We start from the raw sequence: 22,670 nt of genomic DNA on the forward strand, positions 1-22,670 counted from the left end.
GCAAATCAGTTCTTAGACTACCAATTCGTTAAGATTTTGGGGCTAATTGTTAAGCTCCATCGAAGACGGGGCAGACCAGCTATATGACCGGAATTCTCTTCATCCTGTACATTGCCTTGGGTAGCGCGCTCGGTTTCGGGCTCGTCTCCTATGCAGGCCTGAGCATCCCTGTTGCCATTGCTCTTGGCGCTGTCACCACTGCGCTGCTCGGTCAGTTTCACCTCCTCTTCTCCCATGTGATCAGCGTTGCAGACAGCACGGACCGGCTCGACTCGCTCGAGCTTTCCTATGAGGAAAATACCACGCGCATGACCCGCATCGAGGCGCGCAACGAAGAGGTTGAGACGACCCTGAAACAAGAGCTTTCAGAACGCCGGGATGCCCTCGTCAGCGAGATGCGCCAGCTTGAAGGCCTCATTGACCGCCTCGCCAAGAGCTTTGAGGCCAAGCTGTCGCGTGACACTTCAGAACCGATCGCCCCGCAGGATGATGCGCTGCTGCGGACGGTCAAAGCTGCGCTTCAGGATGGCCGCGTTGACCTCCACCTGCAGCCGATCGTGTCGCTGCCACAGCGCCGCGTGGCGTTCTATGAAGGCTTCACCCGCCTTCGTGAGCCTGATGGCACGCTGATCCTGCCGGCAGACTTTCTCGAGGCCGCCCGCCGCGCGCGTCTTCTCGGGCTTGTCGACAATATGCTGCTCTTCCGCTGCGTGCAGATCGTGCGCCGTCTGGCAGAGCGTGACCGCCGCGTTGGTGTGTTCTGCAACATCTCACCGAACTCGCTCACGGACCCGCAATTCTTCCCGCACTTCCTGGAATTCATGCGCGAGAACAGCGACCTTGCTGGCGCGCTGATCTTCGAGATCCCGGCAGACCGGTTCGAGAACCGGTCCCGCCAGATGCGCGACAGCATGGAAAAGCTGACTGCGCTCGGTTTCCGCTTCTCCATCGATCATGCCAATGACCTGGCGCTCGACCTGCCGCGCCTTCAGGAGGCCGGTGTGCGCTTCGTGAAGATGAAGGGCGGCGACCTGATCGACCAGCTTCGCGATCCGTCCGGCCCGCGCCCTGCCTCCAATGTCCAGCGCCGGATCAGCGGCGAGGAAGTCGCGGCCGTCTGTTCGCGCTATGGCGTCACGCTGATTGCCGAGAAGATGGAAGAGGAAGTCAGCGTCGTCGAAGTCCTCGAATTCGACATTCCTTTCGGTCAGGGCCACGTCTTCGGCGCGCCCAAGCCGATCAAGTCCTCCCTCATGCAGGAAACGGCCCCGCCGCAGGATTTCATCGACCGGCTGGCCGCCTTCGGGTGAGCGCCCAATCCAGCTGCCACCGGTACAACCCGTTTGACCGGACCGGATGCGGCGACTAGTTGACCGGCCATGACAAAACCTCAGCATATATCCGGTCTCGGTAAGATTGCCGCTGGCTACGACACGATCCTCTGCGATGTCTGGGGTGTGATCCATAATGGTCGCAGCGCTTTCGATGAGGCTTGTGACGCGCTGGTTAAGTTCAGGGAAGGCTGCGGGACGGTCGTCCTGATCACCAATGCGCCCGTACCCAAACAGCAGGTCATTTCCTATTTCCGTCCGATGGGCGTGCCGGATGCTGTCTTCGATGACTGCGTCTCTTCAGGGGATGCGACCCGCGATGAGCTTGCGCGCCGCAAGCATGAGAAGATCTGGCGTCTGGGCGTCGATAGCGGCTGGGAAAGGGACAAGTTTCTCTATGACGGCCTCGGCCTCGATTTCACGTCTCCGGAAGAGGCTGAAACCGTTCTGTGCGTCGGGCTTGAGGACGAGAAAAAGGACGACCCGGAAGCGTACCGCGATGAGCTGAAGATCGGCGCGGGCCGTGACCTGCCGATGATCTGCGCCAACCCGGACATCAAGGTCCGTGTCGGGGATCAGCTTATCTGGTGCGCCGGCGCGCTGGCAGCCATCTATGAGGAAGAGGGCGGCCGCGTCATCTATCCCGGCAAGCCGCATGACCCGATCTACCGGCTCTCACTGGAGCGCGCCAAAGCCATTCGCGGCAAGGCCCCTGAAAAAGTGCTCTGCATTGGTGACAGCCCGGCAACCGATATGCGCGGGGCGGCAGATCAGGGGTTCGATGCGCTTTATGTGGGCACAGGCCTTGCCGAACATGGCAGCGACTTTGAAAGTGAGCTTGAGGCCCTGCTCGGCCAGTATGATGCCGAGGCGCGCTGGGCCATGCCCGCTCTCAGGTGGTGACGAAACACCTGGCGCACTGTAACAGAACGAGAAAACAGCTTCGGAGAGACCCCGCATGAGCGTGAAGGATGGATACAAGTTTGAGGAACTCAGCGTCGGCATGGCGCATGAGACCCATCACACCATCACCGAAGAGGATATCGATCTCTTCGCGAAGGTCTCTGGCGACTTCAACCCGATCCATATGGATGAGGAATACGCCAAGAAGACCGCCTTTGGTCAGCGTGTCGCCCATGGCGCCCTCACCGCATCCTATATTTCCGGCATCCTCGGCAATGACCTGCCAGGGCCTGGCGCCATCTTTACGCATCTCGAAATGCGCTTCCGCCGCCCCGTCTATATTGGCGACGTGGTGACGGCCCGCGCCGAGATCACAGAGATGTTCGAACGGGGAAACCGCGTGACCCTGAAAATCACCTGTTCGGTCAATGACAAGGCGGTCGTTGCTGGCGAAGCCAAGGTCATGGTCCCGGCCAAGGAAGGGTAGGCGAGGCTGATGGCGGTTCTTGCCGACTATCGCAATCTGCCGCCCTCCGCGCGTGGGTTCTCTGTCGCGCTGGGCAATTTCGACGGCGTGCATCCTGGCCACCGTGCGGTGATCGATGCGGCCCGCATCGATACAGCGCCCCTGGGTATCGCCACCTTCGAGCCGCCGCCACGCGCCTATTTCCGCCCGAACGACCCGCCTTTCCGGCTTTACCGGCCAGCGCGCCGGAATGCCCGCCTGATGGAGCTTGGCGCAAAGACCGTCTTCGAGCTTCCGTTCAATGGCCAGATGGCGTCGATGACCGATGAGGAATTCTGCCGCCATGTCCTTCACGAAGGGCTTGGCGTCGCGCATGTCGCGGTTGGCTTTGACTACAGGTTCGGGCGCGGACGCATGGGCGATGCTGACCGGCTCTCCTCGCTCGGGCGATCTTTTGGCTTTGATGTGACCATCGTCGAAAAGGTCGAAGGCCCTGATGAGATCAAGGCGTCGTCCACGGCCATTCGCGAGGCGCTCATTTCCGGCGACCCGCAGCGCGCCGCAGAGATGCTCGGCCATGACTGGATCGCCGATGGCCATGTTGAGTCCGGCGAAAAGCGCGGGCGCACGATTGGCTATCCGACCGCCAATCTCCGGCTCGGCACGCTGATCCATCCGCGCCAGGGCGTCTATGCGGTTCGCGTGCGGATCGCGGGCAGCGGCGACTGGCTCGACGGCGTCGCCAATTTCGGGCGGACCCCGACGACAGGGCTTCGCGATCCGCTGCTCGAAACCTTCGTCTTCGATTTCGACCGCGACATCTATGGCCAGTACATAGAGGTCGCCCTCGTTCACTATCTGCGGGCTGAAGCGCACTTCGGCTCGCTTGATGAGATGGTCGAGCAGATGCACCTCGACACGGCTGAGGCCCGCCGGCTTCTGTCCGCAGCGCGCTAGCAACCCCTGACTTTCTGCGCCGTTCGTATAAAAGCGACGATAGACGCACATTCAAAGGGACACCCGTCATGAAACTTGCCTACGCGCTTGCAGGCGCCGCCGCCATCGCTGGAACGGCCGCTGGCCAGTCGGTCGACACACTTCAGTCTGTCACGCTGGAAGACCTTGAACGCTTTGCCACCGAGGCCGGTCACGAGGTTGTTGCCTTTGGTGAAACCACCGAAAACTCCCTGCGCGCCGAGACATCAAACGGTGTGACCTATTACATGGAAGGCACCGCCTGTGAGACAGGCGCCTGCCGCGGGATCGTGATGAGTGCGCGTTTTCAGGCCGATGAAACGGTGACACTGGAAAAGGTCAATCAGGCTAATCTGGACCGCGCCGCCGTCAGCGTCTGGTTGCTGAACGAGTCACTCGGGGTCTCGCGCTATGTCATCCTCGATGGCGGCATGACCCAGGCGAATATCGCGACCAATCTCGACAACTTTCTCGCGATCGTCCCCGGCGTCGTGGAGTTCTTCTTCGGGCAATAGGACGGGGCGTCCTTTGGCGGGTGACACGCTGCGGGCCGACTGCTACAGGCTGGCGCCATGATGTTTGGCTCAATTGCTTCGATAATTCGAATTAGCCGCCCGGCGGCGCGCTGAGCTGTCCTTGACCAGACAGCCCTTAGCGCGGTGCCGGGGCCTTGCTATTTCCGCTTGCAACACAACCGCTAATTCGAGACTGACCTTCCTGCCATGACCGACGATACCAAGACAGCCGCGAACGACTATCGCGACACGCTTTTCCTGCCGAAAACCGAATTCCCCATGCGCGGCGGCCTGCCAAAGGCCGAGCCGAAATGGATAGAGCGCTGGGACGAGATGCGCCTCTATGACCGTATGCGTGAGGACGCCAAGGCGCGGGGCGCCAAGCCCTTCATCCTGCATGACGGCCCGCCCTATGCGAACGGCCCCATCCACCTTGGCACCGCCATGAACAAGATCCTCAAGGACCTTGTCGTGCGCGGCCACCAGATGCTCGGCTATGATGCCTCCTACATCCCGGGCTGGGACTGTCACGGCCTGCCGATCGAATGGAAGGTCGAGGAAGAGTTCCGCTCCAAGGGACGCGGCAAGGATGATGTGCCGGGCGACGAGTTTCGAGCCGCCTGCCGCGCATACGCCGCCAAATGGATCGAGGTCCAGAAAGAGGGCTTCCGCCGCTGCGGCGTCGAGGGCGACTGGGACCATCCGTATCTCACCATGAATTACGGCTCAGAGGCCGCGACCGTGCGTGAGTTTCTGCGCGTCGCCATGTCGGGCCGCCTCGTGCGCGGCTCCAAACCGATCATGTGGTCACCTGTCGAACGCACCGCGCTCGCCGAAGCCGAAGTCGAGTATCACGACCGGAAAGTGCCCGTGCTCTGGGTGAAGTTTCCTGTCGATGGCCTTGTACAAGAGGGCACCCCACCATCATCGGAACTTCTATCGGCAAGCGTCGTCATTTGGACAACCACACCATGGACGATCCCGGCAAATCAGGCAGTCTCCTTCAATCCCTCAATCAATTACGGTCTCTATGAAGTCGAAACCGTCATGAGCGAGGAAGAATTGGGCTTCGCGCCGTTCGCAGCCCCTGGTGACAAGTACGTGCTCGCCGACGCATTGGCGCAGGCGGTAATGGACAGCGCGAAGGTTTCTTCCTTCAGGCGGATCTCTGATGTCGATCCAAAGTCGATCACGTCACTCAAGCACCCGCTCCACGAGCTTTCCGACTTCTACAAGCACGACATCCCGATGCTTGCCGGCGACCATGTCACCGACGACGCAGGTACCGGCTTTGTGCACACGGCGCCCGCCCATGGTGAGGATGACTTCCTCGTCTGGATCGCGTCGGGTCGCACGGCCTCCGATATTCGTGACATCGTCAATCAGGACGGCGCCTACGAGCATGAAGACCTGCCAGACGCCCTTCAGGGCCTCGATATCATCCGCACATCCGGCAAGAAGCGCGGCGAGCAGGGCAAGGCGAACCCGGAAGTCATGCGTCTCCTGACCGAGAGTGGAAACCTCCTCTCGCGCGGCGTGACCATGATTCGCGACGCGCACTCCTGGCGCTCCAAGGCCCCTGTGATCCGCCGGGCCACCCCGCAATGGTTCATCGCGATGGACAAGCCGGGCTCGAATGGTGCCGCCCCGCTTCGCAAGCTCGCACTCCGCGCCCTCGAGGACACCGCTTTCGTCCCGCCGCAGCTGCGCAACCGCATCACAAGCATGGTCGCAGACCGGCCAGACTGGCTGATTTCCCGACAGCGTAACTGGGGCGTGCCGATCACGCTTCTGGTCAGCCCTGACGGCCAGCCGCACACAGCCGCGCTCAGCGAAGAGCAGGCCAATGAGGTCAACACCCGCATCCTCGATGCGATCGCCGCCGAAGGCGTCGAAGCCTGGTTCTCTGCGGACGCAGCCAAATTCCTGGACGGGATTGTCGATCCTGCAGGCTGGGAGAAGGTCACCGATGTGCTCGACGTCTGGTTCGATAGCGGCACCACGCACGCCTTCACGCTTCGTGATCGCGGCATCATCGACGAGGCAACCGGTCAGGCCGATGTCTATCTCGAAGGCTCCGACCAGCACCGCGGCTGGTTCCAGTCCTCGCTACTTGAGAACTGCGCGACGCGCGGCATGGCACCTTACAAACAGGTCGTGACCCACGGTTTCATCGTCGATTCCGAGGGCAAGAAGATGTCCAAGTCGCTCGGCAACACGGTCGAGCCGCAAAAGGTCGCCGACCAGTTCGGCATCGAGATCCTGCGCCTCTGGACGGCAAGCTCCGACTTCACCGAAGACCTTCGCATTTCTGACGATATCCTGAAGACCAATGCTGAGTCCTATCGCCGCCTGCGCAATACGCTGCGCTACCTGCTCGGCGCGCTGGAAGGCTATGACGAAGCCGAAGCAGTCGATTCGAAGGATATGCCCGGCCTGGAACGCTGGGTGCTTCACCGCCTGGCTGAAAGCGATGCCCTCGTTCGCAAGTCCTATGCGGCTTTCGACTTCAAGCGCGTCATGTCGGCCATGCTCAATTTCTGCGGCGTGGACCTCTCGGCGATCTATTTTGACATCCGCAAGGACAGCCTCTATTGCGATGCGCCTTCCGAGACGCGTCGCCGCGCGACCCGTACCGTCATGGCGCTGGTCCTCGAACGCCTCGTCACCTGGCTTGCGCCGATCATGCCGTTCACGACTGAAGAAGCTTTCCTGATGAGCCATATCGCGGGCAAGGCTGACAGCGTGCATCTCCTGACTTTCCCGGAAACGCCTGAGGGCTGGCTCGACCCGGCCCATGCCGAGCGCTGGGAGCGTATCTTCAAGGTCCGCCGCGTCGTCACCGGCGCGCTGGAGGTTGAGCGCCGCGAAAAGCGCATCGGCGCCTCCCTCGAAGCGTCGCCTGAGGTCTATGTCGCAGACAAGGCCCTCATCGACGCGTTCGACGGCGAAAGCCCGGCCGACATCTTCATCACCTCGGGCACGAAACTCGTCCAAGGCGAAGGTCCTGCGGAGGCTTACAGGCTGGATGACACGCCGGGCGTCTCTGTCGTCCCGAAGAAAGCAGACGGCATCAAGTGCGCGCGCAGCTGGAAGTATTTCGATCCGGCCACGGCCGATCCAGCCTTTCCGGACATCACACCGCGCGACGCCGAGGCTGTGCGTGAAATGAGAGGCACCAGCTGATGAACGCTGCCCGGCATGTCTGGAGATGGGCGGCGCTGATCGTCTTTGTGATCATCGCAGATCAGATATCCAAATGGATGATCCTCGAAGCGCCCGTCTTCCGGGCGCTGGAATGCCTTGACCCGGTCGTGCGCTGTGGCCGGATCGAGATATCCTCCATCTTCGATCTCACCATGCTCTGGAATCGCGGCGTCAGCTTCGGCACGCTGCAATCGACCGGCATCATGCGTTGGATCCTTGTTGCCTTCACCACGGTCATTGCGATCGGCTTTGCCTACTGGCTGACGCGGGCGGAGCGTTGGGTGACGGCGCTTTCCCTCTCAATGGTCATTGGCGGGGCGATCGGCAACCTCATCGACCGCGTTCGCTTTGGCGCCGTCGTTGACTTCCTCGATTTTTCTGGCCCATGGTTCGGCGCCTATATTGGCAGCGTCCCGATCGGGTTTCCCTGGGTATTCAATATCGCGGACGCGGCGATTACTGTCGGCGCGCTCTTGCTGTTTTTCGATCAGTTTTTAATGTCGCGAACGAAACCGGACGAACACAATCCTGCCTGATCGGAGTTGGAGAGAGATGACGATGCCGACGAAACAATCAATCCTGACACTGGCTGCCATGGGAATGCTGTTTGCTGCGGGTGGCTGTTCCATCCTTCCGGGCGGCGGCGACGGGGCCAGCAATGCGGGCCCTGACGAGTTTCGCGTGGTCACAAAAGCGCCGCTGACCGTGCCGCCTGAATACAGCCTGCGCCCACCGCGCGCCGGCACCACGGTTCCAGCCGAAGCAGACACCACACGCGAAACCACGGTTGCCGCATTCGGAACCCAGGCCGGCGTCGATGCCAGCGCGGCCGAAATGGCACTGGTCCGCGCAGCTGGCGCAAACGCCACCAACCCGCGTATCCGCGCCATTGTCGACTATGAAGAAGGCGGCCTTGTCCGCAAGGCGAGAGAGGATGCAGACCAGATCCTCTCCTATAGCGGTGACGGTACGGTTGCCGACAGCGCGACCGGCGACGAGCCGGTTTCCATTGCCCGGGGCAGCGGTGAACGCATCAAACTACCGGGTACGTGACGGCGCATCACCTGCCACAAACCAGACAGTCTAACGGAGGAGATAGGATGAAAGCTTTTCTTGCGGGGGGTCTGGCAGCGATAGGCCTCGGCTCCGGCCTTGCTTTCGCTGATACGGCCGGGTCCGAATGGGCGCCGACCATTTTCCAACTCGACAACGGCATGGACGTCGTCGTCCTTCCAGACAATCGCGCGCCGGTTGTCACGCACATGGTGTGGTACAAGGTCGGTGCGGTCGATGAAGACCCAGGCAAGTCAGGCATCGCCCACCTCTTTGAGCACGTTATGTTCAAGGAAACCGACGATATCGGTCCTGAAGAGTTTACCACCATCGTTCAGCGCAATGGTGGCCAGCTCAACGCTTTCACTTCCTGGGACTACACCGCCTATTATGAGCGCGTCGCGAAAACCCAGCTTGAGCGGATGATGGAGCTCGAAGCCGAGCGGATGACCGACCTGATCATCAATGATGATCCAGACGGCCCATTCATCTCTGAGCGCGACGTCGTCAAGGAAGAACGCCGCCAGCGCATAGACAATAATCCGGGCGTCATCCTGCAGGAGCAGGTCATGTCCGCGCTCTATCAGGATCATCCCTACAACATCACCGTGATCGGCAAGATGGACGAGGTCGGCGCGCTGACCCCGCAGGACGGTCTCGATTTCTACAGAAAATGGTACACCCCGTCCGAAGCGATCCTGATCGTTGCTGGCGATGTGACGCCGGAAGAGGTTCGCACCCTTGCTGAGCGCACCTACGGCCAGATCGAATCAACCTCGACTGAGATCGCCGAGCGCGGCTGGCAGGAGGTTGAACCGCTGGCTGAAACGCAACTCATTACCCACCGAGATCCGAAGGTCCGCCAGCCGGAATGGGAACGCTGGTACTTGGCGACCTCCTACACCCAGGACCGTGACTTCGCCTATGCCCTTGATGTCGCCATGGACGTTCTCGGCGGCGGGCGCACCAGCCGCCTCTATCAGGCCCTCGTTGAAGAACAGAAGATCGCCAATGACGCCTCCGCTGGCGCTTGGCTGTCGCTTCACGACACAGCGCCTGCTGTCCTCTCCGCGTCGCCAAGTGAGGGCGTGAGCCTCGATGATCTGGAAGCCGCCTACATGGCCGTCGTCGATGATGTTCTCGCCAATGGTTTCACTGAGGCAGAGGTCGAACGCTCGCGCAATTCGCTGGCCGCATCGGCCATCTATCAGCGTGACAGCCAGGCTGGCATGGCCAATCTCTATGGCCGCACGCTGGCGGTTGGCGGTACGGTCGACGATGTGATGAGCTATCCGGACGATATCCGGAAAGTGACCACAGAGGACGCCATCGCCGCGCTGCGCCGCGTCCTGGCCGAAGACAAGAACTATATCGAGGCACACCTGCTTCCTGAAGAAGAAGAGCAGGCCGCTGAGGAGAGCCAGACCGATGAATAAGCTCAATCTTGCTGCAGGCGGCGCGCTTGCTGCCGCTCTTTTCGCCGCTTCGCCTGCTGCGTTCGCGCAGGCTGAAATGGCATCTGACCCAGCCGAAACCTCATCCAGCCTTGATGTCATGGTGCATGAAGGCGATTTCGCCACGATCCAGCAATTCACCACGCCCGGCGGTATTTCCGTCTGGCTGGTCGAAGAGCAGTCGATCCCGATCATGGCGCTTCGCATGGCTTGGGAAACGGGCGCTGCAACCGATCCAAAAGGCCAGGAAGGCCTCACGGATGCGGTGACGTATCTGATGAATGAGGGCGCCGGCGACATGGACTCGCTCGCCTTCGCGACCCGTATGGAAGAGCTCAATATGGGCTTCAGCTGCGGGGCCGACGCGGAGACCACCTATTGTTCGGCCAATATGCTGACTGACAATGCCGGTGATGCCATGGATCTCATCGCGCTTGCCCTCAACGCGCCGCGTTTCGATGCTGAACCATTTGAGCGTTTCCAGCGCGAAGAACTTATCGGTATCCGCACGCGCGAAACCAATGCGGGCTTCCTTGCGAGCCGTGCGCGTGCGCAGGCCCTGATGCCGGACCACCCCTTCTCGCGGATCAAGACTACAGAGAGCATCAATGCGCTGACCACCGATCTGGTGCGTGAGCGCAAGGACGCCATCATGGCGGGCGACCGGCTTTATGTGACGGCCGTCGGCGCCATGTCTCCAGAAGAGCTCGCCCCGCTTCTCGATGAAGCGCTGGCTGGCCTGCCTGAAACCTCCGACGTCGAAGCGATCGAGGACGTTGCCCTCAATGATCCAATGGCAGCGCCGGTCGTCGTTGACCTGCCGCAACCGCAAAGCCTCGTCACCTTCACCGCGCCTGCCATGGCGCGCGATGATGATGATTTCTTCCCGGCCTATGTTCTCAATTACACATTCGGCGGTGGCGGATTTGAAAGCCGTCTGATGAAGGATTTGCGCGTCGACAGGGGCCTTACCTACGGCGTCGGTACCGGCATCAATACCAGCGATCACCTCAATCTCTGGACGGGCGGCGGCCAGACGAAGAATGAGAGCGCTGGCGACTTCATCGACGGCATCACTGCCCAGATGGAGATGATCGTCGCGGACGGCGTAACCGAACAGGAACTGTCAGATGCCAAGGCGTACCTGACCGGCTCCTATCCGCTCGCCTTCGACAGCAATGCGAAGATTGCGTCCGGCCTGATGAGCGCACGCCTCGAAGACCTCGGCATCGACTATTTCGACCGGCGCAATGCCATGGTCGATGCGGTCACGCTGGAAGATGTGAACCGCATCGCGACTGAATACCTCCAGGCTGAAAACTTTACCTTCATCGTCGTTGGTCAGCCGGAAGGCATTGAGGAAACCTCCTCCCTGCCAATGCCGATCCTCGGTGAGGTCGATATCGATGAGGCTGGTGACATGCGCGAACGCGACACTGAAGAAACAACCGACGCGACCCGCGACCAGAACCGCTAGGGCGGCCAAAGGTTGAACAGACACGAAAAGGGCGGTCCACACGGGTCGCCCTTTTTGCTTTCAGGTCCTCTACACCGGTAGGCTCATCCTGAGCGACGTCGAAGGACGAGCCGGGAATACTGCGCTGTCAAACCTCACCATCCACAGCCTCCCAGCGCATCGCCCCTGCAGCCCGCAGTCAAAGCCTGATACACTGACCGGCTCATGCCTGATTCTGCTCGCCTCACTTCCCGGCCAACCATCCGCCAGCTTCCGCCTGATGCGGTCAACCGTATTGCGGCTGGTGAAGTCGTGGAACGCCCGGCCGCAGCGGTGAAAGAGCTTGTCGAGAATGCGCTCGATGCAGGGGCGCGCGCCATCTCTGTCACGATCGAAGGCGGCGGTCTCAAACGCCTCATCATTGAAGATAATGGCTGCGGCATGAGCGGGCCCGAAATCCTGATGGCGCTGGAGCGTCACGCGACCTCAAAGCTGGCGCCCGGCGAGGATGGGCGGATCGATCTTCTCAACATCCACACAATGGGCTTTCGCGGCGAGGCGCTGCCCTCCATCGCCAGCGTGTCGCGCATGACGCTGACCTCCAAGGCTGAGGGCGAAGACGCGTCCGAAGTCTTCGTCGAGGCAGGCCGCATTGAAGGCCCGAAGCCCGCCGCCTGGACGGGCAGGGGAGAGACCGGCACCCGTATCGAGGTCCGCGACCTTTTCCACGCGACCCCGGCGCGCCTCAAATTCATGAAGTCGGAACGCGCTGAAACCATGGCCGTCACCGACGCGGTCAAACGCCTCGCCATGGCCAATGCGGACGTGTCCATCTCGCTGGAAAGTAATGGCCGCAACGTCTTCCGCTATGCCGCCCATCAGGCGACGCCTGAGGGCGACCTCGAACGCCTCGGCTCGATCATGGGACGCGAATTCCGTGAGAATGCGCTCGCCATCACATCAGACCGCGACGGCGTAACGCTTACGGGTTTTGCAGGCCTCCCGACGCTCAACCGCGGCAACGCGCAATACCAGTTCCTCTTCGTGAATGGGCGCCCGGTGAAAGACCGGATGCTGACCGGCGTCATTCGCGCCGCCTATCAGGATTTCCTTGCCCGTGACCGCCACCCCATGGCCGCGCTCTTCGTCGATTGCGACCCTGAGCTTGTCGATGTGAACGTCCACCCCGCCAAGACCGAAGTCCGCTTCCGCGACGCCGGGAATGTGCGCGGGCTTATCATTGGCACGCTTCGCCATACGCTGGCGGCTGCCGGACACCGCGCCAGCACCACAGTTGCGGGCTACGCGCTCGGCAAGATGCAAGGCGAGGAGACCCGGCCCAGGGACCAGCCCCTGCCCCAGCCATCGGTCTGGGACCGCTCAAGCCTCTTCCGCGATAGCTATGGCAGCGCGCCGCCGCGCCCGCAGGCGCCGGCTTCTGGCGCTGGCTGGCAGAGCGCTGCTCCCGCAGGTGGCATGGCCGAAGACAGCGCCCGCTACGACGCCCCATCCGCACGCTATGAGCCAGAGCAACAGCCGACGCCGCACGACTTCCCCCTCGGTGTCGCCCGCGCGCAGCTCCACGAAACCTATGTCGTCGCCCAGACCCGCGACGGCATCGTCATTGTCGACCAGCACGCCGCGCATGAACGCTTGGTCTATGAACAGATGAAGACGCAGATGGCCGCCGATGGCGTCAGGCGCCAGGCCTTGCTCATCCCCGAAGTGGTTGAGCTGACCGAAGATGAAGCGGCCCGCGTGCTGGAGCGCGCCGACGAGCTTGCCGAAATGGGCCTTGAGATCGAGGCATTTGGGGCAGGGGCGGTCTGCGTGCGCGCGACGCCCGCCCTCTTCGGGACAATGGACGCAGCCGGTCTCATCCGTGACCTCGCCGATGATTTTGCCGAATATGAAGAAGGCCTCGCCCTCAAGGAGCGGTTCGAGGACGTCATGGGCAATATGGCCTGCGCAGGCGGCGCCGTGCGCGCCGGTCGGCGTCTCAACGGCGATGAAATGAACGCCCTGCTGCGCCAGATGGAAGCCACGCCCTATTCAGGCCAGTGCAATCACGGCCGCCCCACTTATGTCGAACTGAAGCTCGCCGACATCGAAAAACTCTTCGGACGGCGTTAGGTGGAAAAGCCGCAGGCCATCATCTTCGATTGCGATGGCGTGCTGGTCGACTCCGAGATTATCGCCATCGCCGTTGAGCGGGAGTATCTTGGCGGGCGGGGCCTCGTCTACGATGACGAGACCTATATTTCCCGCTTCGTCGGCCTGCATAATCGCGACTATCATGCGGCTTTGCGGGCTGATGCCAGCGATCGTGGTATCGCACTTCCGGCAGACTTCCCGGCTATCATACAGGCTGCGATCTGGACCCGTTTCACGTCAGAGCTGCGGGCGATCCGCGGCGCTGTGGAGCTTGCCGCCGCCTTTCATGGGCCCGTCGCGGTCGCATCGTCATCCGAACAGGACAAGCTGCATCGCAAGCTCGAGATGACAGGGCTGGCCCCTGCATTCGGCCACCACATCTATTCTGCCGATCTGGTCGAGCACGGCAAACCGGCGCCAGACCTCTTCCTGTATGCCGCCGAGAGGCTCGGTACCGCGCCAGACACATGTCTGATCATAGAAGACAGCGAAAACGGCGTCCGCGCCGGCCGGTCCGCTGGAATGCAGACCGTCGGCTTCACGGGCGGCGCCCATGCGGATGCCGGTTTGCGGGAAAGATTGGAGGCAGCCGGCGCGCATCATGTCGCCGCAAGCTTCGCTGAAATCGCTGCATTGATCGGCGCGGGTCGCCAGCAAGGCTAGTAATTCGCCGGTGGGTCGCTTGCCGGAAATGACTCGTCCAGCTCTTCGTCCTGATCGTCCCAGTCTTTTGGCGGGTTCTTCTGGCTTTCCTTGCCAGCCGGACGAACATGCTGATCGGCAAGCCCTTCCGAGGCTTCCTCTTCGATAGTTTTCTTGTCCATCTCGATCTCCATTGTGGTGTGACCATGTAGAACGAAATCCCTCATCGGGTCGTTCCCCCGAGGGCGACGGTGATTGACGCGCCCTCGCGCGCGTGCCTAACGCTCAGACAAGGAAAAACCGCGGAAGGGAGACTGCGCCGCCATGAAGCTCGAACGCGCCAATAACATTGATGATCTGCGTAAAATGGCGAAGGCGAAACTGCCGCGCATGGTGTTCGACTATATCGACGGCGGCGCTGATGACGAAGTGACGCTGAAGCGTTCGGTCAGCCGCTTTGATGACTATCAGCTGACAGGCCGCGTCCTTCGCGACGTGTCCAAGATCGACTGCTCAACCACCATCATGGGCCAGAAAACGCGGCTCCCCTTCTTCATCTCCCCGACGGCCTCGACCCGGCTCTTCCATCCTGCCAAAGGCGAGCTGGCGATGGCCGGGGCCGCGAACGAGAAGAAAGTAATCTATTGCTGCTCGACGCTCGCCTCGCAGACGGTGGAAAACATCGCCAGGGCCAATCCCGGCCCCAAATGGGTGCAGCTCTATGTCTGGCACGACAAGGAAATCGTGAAGACATTCCTGAAACGGGCAAAGGCAGCGGGTTTCACAGGCTGCATCCTCACCGTGGATATGCCTGTGGCAGGTAACAGGGAGCGTGATCCGCGCAACCACTTTTCGGTGCCGCCGACGCCCAACCTCAAAATCGCCAGTCAGGTGCTTGCGCGTCCGCGCTGGCTTTGGGACCTCATTCGCAGCCCAAAGATCACGCCCGCAAATTTCAAACATCTTCGCGGCGGCGATGCTGGTGCCAAGGACGGCATTATCGGGTTCGTGAACGAGCAGTTTTCCCGCTCTGTTGCCTGGGAGGACGTCAAGTGGATGCGTGACTTCTGGGAGGGCGGATTTGCCATCAAAGGCATCGCCCGTGCTGAAGATGCGAAGAATGCCGTCTCTTTAGGTGCCGATGCCGTCTGGGTCTCTAATCATGGTGGACGCCAGCTCGACACATCGGTACCTGTCATCGACCTCCTGCCGGAAATCGCGGATGCGGTGCGCGGGCGGGCAGATATTATCGCAGATGGCGGCGTGCGCAGGGGGAGCCATGTCGCCAAGCTGCTATTGCGCGGGGCCACCGGCGTCGCGCTGGGCCGCGCGTCGCTGTTTGGGCTTGGCGCAGGCGGTCAGGCCGGCGTCGAAAAGGCGCTTGCCATCATGGAGGATGAGTTCCGCCGCACCATGGCGCTACTCGGGGCAACAAATCTCGCTGAGCTCGATCCAGAGCTTATGCGAATTCCGAAATTCTAAGGGTTCATCCGGGGACAGGGGACATGCAAACAGCAAGACGGAGCGATCAGCGCTTCTGGGACAAGCTCGCGGCAAAATATGCCAGCCAGCCGATCAGCGACGAGATAGCCTATGAACAGAAACTCGGGCTGACGCGCAAACATCTGACGCCAGAAAGCGAGGTGTTCGAATTCGGTTGCGGAACCGGGTCCACCGCGCTGCGTCACGCGCCCTATGTCAAGTATATCCTCGCCACCGATGTCGCGGACAACATGCTTGATGTCGGGCGGGGAAAGGCGGCTGACGCGGGCGTTGATAATGTCGATTTCATGCGCACCGGCATCGAGGAATACGACGCCCAGGGCCGACAGTTCGACGTCGTCCTCGGTCTCAACATCCTGCACCTCTGCCGCGATCCCAAAGGTGTCACCCGAAAGGTCCATAGCCTCCTGAAACCCGGCGGCTATTTCATACAGAGCACGGCCTGCCTGAAAGACGCCTCGCCCATCCTGCGTCTCGCCGTGCCGGTCATGCGCGCCATCGGCAAGGCGCCCTTTGTCAAATTTCTCTCTGAGGAAGATGTTCTCGAAATGCTGAACAAGACGGGCTTCAGTATGGTAGAGATTCTCCGCACCGACAGCAGCATGGCCGCGAATTTCTACGTCGCGCAGAAGTGGTAGATTGCGGCAGCCCGTCAGACCCTGTGCCGCTGCGGGCGCTCATAAATTGCGGCGAACTGGCATTGTTCATGTCCATTGTTTGACACCAAAATTGACGACCTGCATAAGGCTAATACGGTGCCTTTTCTGGTGCTTAACCATACTTTTCATTCTGCAAAAGAAGAGCTTTACCGGTGCCCTCACTTCTCAAGATTGCTATATCCTTGGCCTTCATGGCGGCTTCCCTTAGCGCACAAGCTGCCGCGCAAGCCGGCCCTCAGGACCAGCCTTACGGTGACGCGCTCAAGAACCGCACAGAGGGAAAACCTGTCGTCCATCTCTTCGGCGACAGTATTTTTCGTGGCTGGGCGCTCAAGAAGTTTCCTGACGAGTACACTGAAGAGGAAACAGAAGAAGATCTCCTATGGCCGCTTCGGTCACCGGTCTCCATGATTCGGATGGTTTCAGATGGCGGTTACGACGTAGGCTATGGCGGTGGATCGGGGCTACCAACTGCAAGCACAGGAAACGTGCTTATGGGTGTGATCCACGGTCAAATCCAAGAAGGCGACATTGCAGTAATTGAAGATGCCGGCGAGCACGGTAAGGACCCGATGGCGTTTTATCTTCTGCTGATGGATATTCGGGTCACGCTCTGTCGGAAGGATGTCGATGTCATCTTCGCCAATACTTACGATGAGATCGAGCCTGGCTGGCTTACTTACCATTGGGGTGTCGAGGACGAGGACACGTATCGCTGGTCGGTTCCTTTTGAAGGTATGAGCATGAATGACGCCTATGCCAAAGCCGCGCGGGCAAAGATTGCAGATTGCAAGGACGCTCATCTTCTCGACGTTCAGGGACTGCTGAAGAACGTCAAACAGCGCGAGCACGTCGTCATTCACGAGGATGGTATTCATCCGAATATCGCGGGGCAGTGGGCGATCGCGCTGGCGTTGGAAAGGAAAGTTGAAGAAATCCTGAGCGAACGCGCAGAGTAGCACCGAGCCGCTTTACCAGACCTCAAATACCCTTATTACCGCCCGCGTTTCAGCTTCTGGATTTCCACTTCCAGCGCTGAGAGGAAATTTGACCGGTCGGCCGGTTTGAACGCGGCTGGTCCGCTTGTCTGTTCGCCCATTCCGCGCAGGTCTTCCATGATGGCGCGGGTCGCGACGGCTTGCCCGATGGAGTTCTCGGTAAACGCCTTGCCCTTGGCGGAAAGCACCCGCGCCCCGGATTGGAGGCACCGCTCGGCCAGAAGAATGTCGGCGGTTATTACGATCGAGTTCGCATCTGCTCGCTCGGCGATCCAGTCGTCAGCGACATCCGGCCCATCCGGCACAGTCACGCGCGTGAACAGCTTGTGCTGCGGCACGCGCATGAAGCTGTTCGCCACGACATTGACCGGCAAGCCGTGGCGAAGCGCGACCTTGTAGACCTCATCTTTTACCGGACAGGCATCGGCGTCGACATGAATGACAATACCGCTCACTCGCCCTCGGACGCCTCGCCGGCCGGTACAGCGACGTCCGGCGCGTCGACGAAAGGTTCGATGCCGAAGGCGGGATAGATGTCGCGCGGGAAATAGGCCGTGCCATCCTTCATAACCAGTTGCACCGTCTTGATCGCGGCAAGGTCTTCGAGGGGATCGCCTGGCACCAGGAAGAAGTCCGCTTTCTTGCCGGGCTCGATGGAGCCGATCTCTTCGCCCATCTCAAGATAGTCCGCAGCCTCCTGGGTAGCCCGCGTCAGGATTTCGGCGGGTGTGAAGCCCACCTGCTGGAAGAGCTCCATTTCGCGGTGCTGGTTGAACGCCCCGCCCATATCGGTGCCGAACCAGATCATGATGCCAGCTTCGCGCATCATGGACAGCGTCTCGACGATCTGGTCGAACGCCCCGGCATAGGCGGCGTCATCTTCAGGTGTCTCGATGTTCGACCAGGCCTGTTTGGCGCCCCGCTGCACACCAACCGGCATGTGGTCGATATAATCGGCGACACCGGCCCGCGTCTCGCCATTGCGCGAAAGAAGCAGCGCTTCATGGATCGCCAGCGTCGGATCAATCGACACATCTTTCTCCACCATCAGGTCCAGCGTTTCCTGAACCTGCGGGCTGTCGAGATCGACATCCGGCAGGCGCGACAGTGCCGTCAGGCGCAGCAGCGTCCGCGTGTCTTCCTCATCTTCCAGCACCCAGCCCAGCATGACCTGGTTGATATGTGTCAGCTCATCATAGCCAGCCTCGATCATCGCATTGGCGCGCGAGAAGGCCGGCACGTGGCCCGCGACCCGCAGGCCGCACTCATGCGCGATATCGACCATTTCAGGCACCCACTCACCCTTCATGGAGTTGTAGATCTTGATCATGAAGAAGTGCCCGGCCTCGCAGGAGGTGCGGACCGCCTCATTGGCTTCTTCCTGACTGGTGACGATAATGCCATTATTGGAATTGTAGGGGCTCTTGCCCTCGATGAAGCTGGAGCGGACGATGCGTGGCCCGGCCAGCGTGCCGGTCTCGATCTTGTTGATCAGCTCGCCCAGCACCTCATTGTCATTGCCCATGTCGCGCACGAATGTGACGCCAGCCAGCACGTTCAGAAGCGCAGAATTCTGCCCCATATGCCCATGCATGTCAGAGATGCCGGGGATCAGCGTGCCGCCCTTGCCGTCGATGACATATTCGCCCTCGTCGCTTGCATCGGCCGCTTCGATCGCAGTGATGCGATCATCTTCGATGACAACCGATGAGGGCTTGGACAGCATGTCTGAGCCGGGCTCGAAAAGGCGCACATTGGTGATGCGCACCGGCCCGTCGAAATTGCGGGCATGTTCGGCCTGCAGATCCTCGAAGCGCTGCGTCGAATAGTCGACCGCTTTCTGGCGCAGCATCTCGTCATTGGCCTCAAGACCTTCCTTCACGATAAGGAATTCCGGCGTCATCAGGGCGAGATAGTCATCGCCCTCTGCATCCATCAGGAAATAGGTCGGGTCGAGCTCTGGCCCGATCAGCGCATAGGCGGTCGCCTCTACCGCGCCATCGGTGCTTTCCACCCCAAAGCTCTCGATCTCTTCCATGCTGAGCGTGCCAGCCGGGAGCGCCGGCATCGACATGTCTTCTTCGCCGAGCAGCGCGCCTGCATAGATGGCCAGCGCATAGGGCGTGCCCGACTGTGCGATATAGACGCTCGGCTCTGTAATCTCGGCCTCGCCCGGGCCAGTTGAGTCCGTCCAGCTTGCGGCGCCGTCTTCGTCTGAATAGCTCTCATCGACCGCATTGCCGAACGTCGTATTGCCGCGCACCGACCATGACACCGGCACGCCGTCTTCGTTCAGCGTAATCTCCTCGACCATGGTGGGCCCGCGGCCATTATTGCGGTACTCATAGTCGACGGTGATCTCATTGCCCGCGCGGTCCACGACCATATCGCCGATCTTGGTGCCGCTGGTCATGATCGTATACACGGTCTGGCCATCGGCGGCGGTGGTCTCCACACCTGTCTCACCTGGCGTCTGCGCGCCGTCATCGCCCGATGGGTTCGAACAGGCACCAAGCGCCAGAAGACCCATCGCGGCCAGCCATCTATACGACATCAAAATACTCCCTCAGTCGGTGATCTGATTTTCTTGCATAAAAGCAGACTGAAGCGGTGAAAGCGAGAGGGCGTGTTGCTCTCTTTCCTCGCTCGCCGTCTGGACCTCAGGGTTCGCCGCATCATGTCCTTCAGGTCAGTAAGGAGATATCGCCATGCGTGCTGCCAGCCCCATTATCCTCGCCTGCGCCGCCCTTGCCGCCTGCGGCACGACGGCGGACCAGCCGGTTTCCATCGGCTACGGCGCTTCGCCCGAGCTTCCCGAACCTTCGAACAATCTCATCCCCATTGTGAATGTTCAGAAAGCGACCGGCTGGCCGGATGGCGCCAGGCCGGTGGCCGCCGAGGGCTTGCAGGTCCAGGCCTTTGCAACAGGCCTCGATCATCCGCGCGCGCTCCACGTCCTGCCCAATGGCGACGTGCTTGTGGCCGAAACCAATGCTCCGCCGCGTCCACAGCAGGGCCAGGGCATTCGCGGCTTCTTCATGAAACAGGCAATGGAAAAGGCCGGCGCCGCCGTGCCCAGCGCCAACCGCATTTCGCTGCTGCGCGACACAGATGGCGACGGCATCGCCGAGACCCGCCACGCCTTCCTCGAAGGGCTGAATTCCCCCTATGGCATGCAGCTTGTCGGCGACACGCTCTACGTCGCCAACACCGACGCCATCATCGCCTTCCCCTATGAGGCAGGTGCCACCAGCATCGACGCGCCCGGCACGACGCTCACCACGCTCCCTGCGGGTCCGGTCAATTATCACTGGACCAAGAACATCATCGCCTCGCCGGACGGGACAAAACTCTATGCCGCCGTCGGCTCCAACTCCAACATCGCCGAAAACGGCCTTGCTGCCGAAGAAGGCCGCGCCGCCATCTGGGAAGTCGACATCGCCACCGGCGAGAAACGCCTCTACGCCACGGGCCTGCGCAACCCGGTCGGACTGGCCTTCAACGACGCCTCTGGCAAACTCTGGACCGCCGTCAATGAGCGCGATGAACTCGGTAATAATCTGGTGCCGGACTATGTGACCTCGGTAGACGAGGGCGCCTTCTATGGCTGGCCATGGAGCTATTACGGCCAGACCGTCGACACGCGGGTTCAGCCGGTCAACGCCGCAAAAGTCGCCGCCGCCACCGCGCCAGACTATGCCCTCGGCAGCCACACCGCCTCGCTCGGCATTGCCTTTGCCGATGGTGCGGCGCTCGGGCCAGATTTCGAAGATGGCCTTTTCGTCGGCCAGCACGGCTCGTGGAACCGCAAGCCCGCTGTCGGCTACAAAGTGGTCTTCGTGCCGTTTGCAGGTACTGACCCCGACGGCATGCCGGTGGATGTGCTCACCGGCTTTCTTGACGGCAACAAGGCCCGCGGCCGCCCCGTCGACACCGCCATCGCGAATGATGGCGCCCTGCTGGTGACAGACGATGTCGGCAACGTGGTCTGGCGGGTGGCCGCCGCGCAGTAGCGGTTCCCGCTCCCTCGGCCCCGGCCGCCCTCAACACAACCCGTCCCTCATCCTGAGCCCGTCGAAGGATGAAGCAGCAAACGCTCGGCTTGTAAAAAATAATTGACAAGTCAAAAATCTTTGACTACCTATCGTGTTAGATATTTTTGACACGAAGGAATATTCCCATGTCTTTCAGGGAAAAATTCAACTGGATCGTCGCCATTGTGACGGCGCTGACGCTCGCGGCGCTCGGCTACTGGTATCTGCGCCAGACGGGCAGCGGCGCTCTGGCTGAAAGCGCGCTGCCGGTTATCATCGCCTATGTTGCCTGGTTCATTCTGATGACCATCGGGGCTGCCGCCATCGCCGCGCGCGACCCTAAGGATGCAGAGGCCCCGAGCGATGAACGCGACCGTATCATCAATATGAAGGCGGCCCTGCCGACGATGCATCTCTATGGCTTTGCCCTGACCGGCCTCATCCTGCTTCTATTCGTTTTCGATATGAGCAAATGGGACGCGCTTTACGCAATCGTCGCCATCCAGCTGGTCGCCACCTTGCTCGAAGCGACGGCCAAGATCCGCTTTTACCAGATGGCTGTCTGAGCCGCCAAACGTCCAGGAGGACCACTTCAAATGTCTTTTCACGAAAAAACCGCCTGGGTCATGGGACTCATCATGGTCGTCGGCATGATCTTCTACTTCAACACTGTCGCGGCCATGTCTGCCGGGCTCGAACAGCTTGCGCCGCCTGTCCTGCCGCTGGTCATCATTTACGTGATCATCATCGTCGTGCTCTCGATCGTCGGCCACATCCTGATTGCGGTCAGCAAGCCATCGGAGGCCGACGATACGATGGACGAGCGCGACAAGCTCATTGCGGGGCGCGCGGGCAATATCGCCGGCGTCGTCCTCGGTGTCGGCCTGATCAGCGCGCTTGGCATCTACCTCTTCACCTATGACGGTAATCTTCTGTTCCACGCCGCCTTTGGCGCCCTGATGATGTCGCAACTCGCCGAATACGCTGCCCGCATCGTCTATTACCGCAGCAGCGTATAAAGAGATGGCCAAACGTCCCCCCATCACAAACCGCGTGCGGGAGCTGCGCGAAGCGCATGGCGCCATGTCGCAGGCCACCCTCGGGAAGGAGATCGGCGTCACCCGCCAGACGATCATCGCGATAGAGCAGGGGCGATATTCGCCTTCGCTCGAAAGCGCGTTCCGCATCTCTCGCGTCTTCGGGGTCGGGCTGGAGGATGTCTTCGGCTGGGCGGGCGACTGACCGGCCAAGGGAGCCTTGCCGGGGCCACGGCGTTGATCGGGCAGCAACCCCACGGTTTTCCCGGATCAGAAGGATCTT

General features: G+C 60.9%; 22 protein-coding genes. 19 read left to right on the top strand and 3 right to left on the bottom strand.

The annotated features are described in order from the left end of the window. The first annotated feature begins 83 nt into the window (after positions 1-83). From F550_RS0115755 to F550_RS0115810, 12 genes are all read left to right on the top strand, one after another. Complete coding sequence (locus F550_RS0115755; RefSeq protein ID WP_018149547.1) at positions 84-1,310, top strand: EAL domain-containing protein; 1,227 nt, start codon at positions 84-86, stop codon at positions 1,308-1,310. Between the two features lie 69 nt (positions 1,311-1,379). Next, positions 1,380-2,234, top strand: coding sequence for a TIGR01459 family HAD-type hydrolase (locus F550_RS0115760; protein ID WP_018149548.1), 855 nt, complete (start codon positions 1,380-1,382; stop codon positions 2,232-2,234). Between the two features lie 55 nt (positions 2,235-2,289). Then, a complete protein-coding gene (locus tag F550_RS0115765) occupies positions 2,290-2,721 on the top strand; it encodes a MaoC family dehydratase (protein ID WP_018149549.1) in 432 nt (143 codons plus the stop codon). 9 nt (positions 2,722-2,730) lie between these two features. Continuing rightward, a complete protein-coding gene (ribF, locus tag F550_RS0115770) occupies positions 2,731-3,657 on the top strand; it encodes a riboflavin biosynthesis protein RibF (RefSeq protein WP_018149550.1) in 927 nt (308 codons plus the stop codon). Between the two features lie 68 nt (positions 3,658-3,725). Continuing rightward, complete coding sequence (locus F550_RS0115775; protein WP_018149551.1) at positions 3,726-4,190, top strand: YbjN domain-containing protein; 465 nt, start codon at positions 3,726-3,728, stop codon at positions 4,188-4,190. A 207-nt stretch (positions 4,191-4,397) separates the two neighbouring features. Continuing rightward, positions 4,398-7,376, top strand: coding sequence for an isoleucine--tRNA ligase (gene ileS, locus F550_RS0115780; RefSeq protein ID WP_018149552.1), 2,979 nt, complete (start codon positions 4,398-4,400; stop codon positions 7,374-7,376). Further along, positions 7,376-7,933 carry a signal peptidase II gene (lspA, locus tag F550_RS18140; protein WP_018149553.1) on the top strand — a complete coding sequence of 186 codons (558 nt, stop codon included), beginning with the start codon at positions 7,376-7,378 and terminating at the stop codon, positions 7,931-7,933. Before ileS ends, lspA begins: the two co-directional genes overlap by 1 nt. A gap of 22 nt (positions 7,934-7,955) precedes the next feature. After that, positions 7,956-8,450: a DUF3035 domain-containing protein gene (locus F550_RS18145; RefSeq protein WP_040501216.1), complete on the top strand. Its 495-nt coding sequence runs from the start codon at positions 7,956-7,958 to the stop codon at positions 8,448-8,450. A gap of 47 nt (positions 8,451-8,497) precedes the next feature. Then, positions 8,498-9,886: a M16 family metallopeptidase gene (locus F550_RS0115795; protein WP_018149555.1), complete on the top strand. Its 1,389-nt coding sequence runs from the start codon at positions 8,498-8,500 to the stop codon at positions 9,884-9,886. Next, positions 9,879-11,381, top strand: coding sequence for a M16 family metallopeptidase (locus tag F550_RS18150; RefSeq protein ID WP_018149556.1), 1,503 nt, complete (start codon positions 9,879-9,881; stop codon positions 11,379-11,381). The genes F550_RS0115795 and F550_RS18150 overlap by 8 nt, the downstream gene beginning before the upstream one ends. Positions 11,382-11,585: 204 nt before the next feature. Further along, a complete protein-coding gene (mutL, locus tag F550_RS0115805) occupies positions 11,586-13,493 on the top strand; it encodes a DNA mismatch repair endonuclease MutL (RefSeq protein ID WP_018149557.1) in 1,908 nt (635 codons plus the stop codon). Next, the gene (locus F550_RS0115810) at positions 13,494-14,177 is read left to right on the top strand and encodes an HAD family hydrolase (protein WP_018149558.1); all 684 of its coding nucleotides are present in this window, start codon (positions 13,494-13,496) and stop codon (positions 14,175-14,177) included. On the opposite strand, the gene F550_RS19260 is transcribed toward F550_RS0115810, so the two are convergent. Then, a complete protein-coding gene (locus F550_RS19260) occupies positions 14,174-14,338 on the bottom strand; it encodes a hypothetical protein (protein ID WP_156807969.1) in 165 nt (54 codons plus the stop codon). The two genes, F550_RS0115810 and F550_RS19260, sit on opposite strands and share 4 nt — an antisense overlap. Before the next feature lie 142 nt (positions 14,339-14,480). Between F550_RS19260 and F550_RS0115820 the strand changes: the two genes are divergently transcribed. The 3 genes from F550_RS0115820 to F550_RS0115830 all read left to right on the top strand — a co-directional run bounded on the left by F550_RS0115820 (position 14,481) and on the right by F550_RS0115830 (position 17,277). After that, positions 14,481-15,638 carry an alpha-hydroxy acid oxidase gene (locus F550_RS0115820; RefSeq protein WP_018149560.1) on the top strand — a complete coding sequence of 386 codons (1,158 nt, stop codon included), beginning with the start codon at positions 14,481-14,483 and terminating at the stop codon, positions 15,636-15,638. A 23-nt stretch (positions 15,639-15,661) separates the two neighbouring features. Continuing rightward, positions 15,662-16,297 carry a class I SAM-dependent methyltransferase gene (locus F550_RS18155; RefSeq protein WP_018149561.1) on the top strand — a complete coding sequence of 212 codons (636 nt, stop codon included), beginning with the start codon at positions 15,662-15,664 and terminating at the stop codon, positions 16,295-16,297. Between the two features lie 173 nt (positions 16,298-16,470). Next, on the top strand, positions 16,471-17,277 hold the full coding sequence (locus tag F550_RS0115830) for an SGNH/GDSL hydrolase family protein (RefSeq protein WP_156807970.1): 807 nt from the start codon (positions 16,471-16,473) through the stop codon (positions 17,275-17,277). Between the two features lie 35 nt (positions 17,278-17,312). Here the strand turns inward: F550_RS0115830 and F550_RS0115835 are convergent, their stop codons facing one another. Next, complete coding sequence (locus F550_RS0115835; RefSeq protein WP_026180837.1) at positions 17,313-17,762, bottom strand: YaiI/YqxD family protein; 450 nt, start codon at positions 17,760-17,762, stop codon at positions 17,313-17,315. Positions 17,763-17,767: 5 nt separating this feature from the next. Beyond that, complete coding sequence (locus tag F550_RS0115840; RefSeq protein ID WP_018149564.1) at positions 17,768-19,870, bottom strand: amidohydrolase family protein; 2,103 nt, start codon at positions 19,868-19,870, stop codon at positions 17,768-17,770. Between the two features lie 154 nt (positions 19,871-20,024). On the opposite strand from F550_RS0115840, the gene F550_RS0115845 reads away from it, so the two are divergent. The 4 genes from F550_RS0115845 (at position 20,025) to F550_RS0115860 (ending at position 22,592) form a co-directional block, all read left to right on the top strand. Next, positions 20,025-21,329: a PQQ-dependent sugar dehydrogenase gene (locus tag F550_RS0115845; RefSeq protein ID WP_018149565.1), complete on the top strand. Its 1,305-nt coding sequence runs from the start codon at positions 20,025-20,027 to the stop codon at positions 21,327-21,329. Positions 21,330-21,496: 167 nt separating this feature from the next. Continuing rightward, positions 21,497-21,916 carry a DUF2178 domain-containing protein gene (locus F550_RS0115850; RefSeq protein ID WP_018149566.1) on the top strand — a complete coding sequence of 140 codons (420 nt, stop codon included), beginning with the start codon at positions 21,497-21,499 and terminating at the stop codon, positions 21,914-21,916. 30 nt (positions 21,917-21,946) lie between these two features. Beyond that, complete coding sequence (locus F550_RS0115855; RefSeq protein ID WP_018149567.1) at positions 21,947-22,369, top strand: hypothetical protein; 423 nt, start codon at positions 21,947-21,949, stop codon at positions 22,367-22,369. A gap of 4 nt (positions 22,370-22,373) precedes the next feature. Next, positions 22,374-22,592, top strand: coding sequence for a helix-turn-helix transcriptional regulator (locus F550_RS0115860; RefSeq protein ID WP_018149568.1), 219 nt, complete (start codon positions 22,374-22,376; stop codon positions 22,590-22,592). Positions 22,593-22,670: the final 78 nt, after the last annotated feature.

Origin of the sequence: Henriciella marina DSM 19595 (genome assembly GCF_000376805.1) — a bacterium.
Lineage (GTDB): Bacteria > Pseudomonadota > Alphaproteobacteria > Caulobacterales > Hyphomonadaceae > Henriciella > Henriciella marina.

What these genes read in the sequence shown, in the direction of transcription:
- F550_RS0115845 (WP_018149565.1), top strand. Translation starts at nt 20,025, where the DNA reads ATGCGTGCTGCCAGCCCCATTATCCTCGCCTGCGCCGCCCTTGCCGCC.
- F550_RS0115860 (WP_018149568.1), top strand. Translation starts at nt 22,374, where the DNA reads ATGGCCAAACGTCCCCCCATCACAAACCGCGTGCGGGAGCTGCGCGAA.
- ribF (WP_018149550.1), top strand. Translation starts at nt 2,731, where the DNA reads ATGGCGGTTCTTGCCGACTATCGCAATCTGCCGCCCTCCGCGCGTGGG.
- F550_RS18155 (WP_018149561.1), top strand. Translation starts at nt 15,662, where the DNA reads ATGCAAACAGCAAGACGGAGCGATCAGCGCTTCTGGGACAAGCTCGCG.
- lspA (WP_018149553.1), top strand. Translation starts at nt 7,376, where the DNA reads ATGAACGCTGCCCGGCATGTCTGGAGATGGGCGGCGCTGATCGTCTTT.
- F550_RS0115795 (WP_018149555.1), top strand. Translation starts at nt 8,498, where the DNA reads ATGAAAGCTTTTCTTGCGGGGGGTCTGGCAGCGATAGGCCTCGGCTCC.
- ileS (WP_018149552.1), top strand. Translation starts at nt 4,398, where the DNA reads ATGACCGACGATACCAAGACAGCCGCGAACGACTATCGCGACACGCTT.
- F550_RS0115765 (WP_018149549.1), top strand. Translation starts at nt 2,290, where the DNA reads ATGAGCGTGAAGGATGGATACAAGTTTGAGGAACTCAGCGTCGGCATG.
- F550_RS0115820 (WP_018149560.1), top strand. Translation starts at nt 14,481, where the DNA reads ATGAAGCTCGAACGCGCCAATAACATTGATGATCTGCGTAAAATGGCG.
- F550_RS0115775 (WP_018149551.1), top strand. Translation starts at nt 3,726, where the DNA reads ATGAAACTTGCCTACGCGCTTGCAGGCGCCGCCGCCATCGCTGGAACG.
- F550_RS0115855 (WP_018149567.1), top strand. Translation starts at nt 21,947, where the DNA reads ATGTCTTTTCACGAAAAAACCGCCTGGGTCATGGGACTCATCATGGTC.
- mutL (WP_018149557.1), top strand. Translation starts at nt 11,586, where the DNA reads ATGCCTGATTCTGCTCGCCTCACTTCCCGGCCAACCATCCGCCAGCTT.
- F550_RS18145 (WP_040501216.1), top strand. Translation starts at nt 7,956, where the DNA reads ATGCCGACGAAACAATCAATCCTGACACTGGCTGCCATGGGAATGCTG.
- F550_RS0115850 (WP_018149566.1), top strand. Translation starts at nt 21,497, where the DNA reads ATGTCTTTCAGGGAAAAATTCAACTGGATCGTCGCCATTGTGACGGCG.
- F550_RS18150 (WP_018149556.1), top strand. Translation starts at nt 9,879, where the DNA reads ATGAATAAGCTCAATCTTGCTGCAGGCGGCGCGCTTGCTGCCGCTCTT.
- F550_RS19260 (WP_156807969.1), bottom strand. Translation starts at nt 14,338, where the DNA reads ATGGACAAGAAAACTATCGAAGAGGAAGCCTCGGAAGGGCTTGCCGAT.
- F550_RS0115760 (WP_018149548.1), top strand. Translation starts at nt 1,380, where the DNA reads ATGACAAAACCTCAGCATATATCCGGTCTCGGTAAGATTGCCGCTGGC.
- F550_RS0115755 (WP_018149547.1), top strand. Translation starts at nt 84, where the DNA reads ATGACCGGAATTCTCTTCATCCTGTACATTGCCTTGGGTAGCGCGCTC.
- F550_RS0115840 (WP_018149564.1), bottom strand. Translation starts at nt 19,870, where the DNA reads ATGTCGTATAGATGGCTGGCCGCGATGGGTCTTCTGGCGCTTGGTGCC.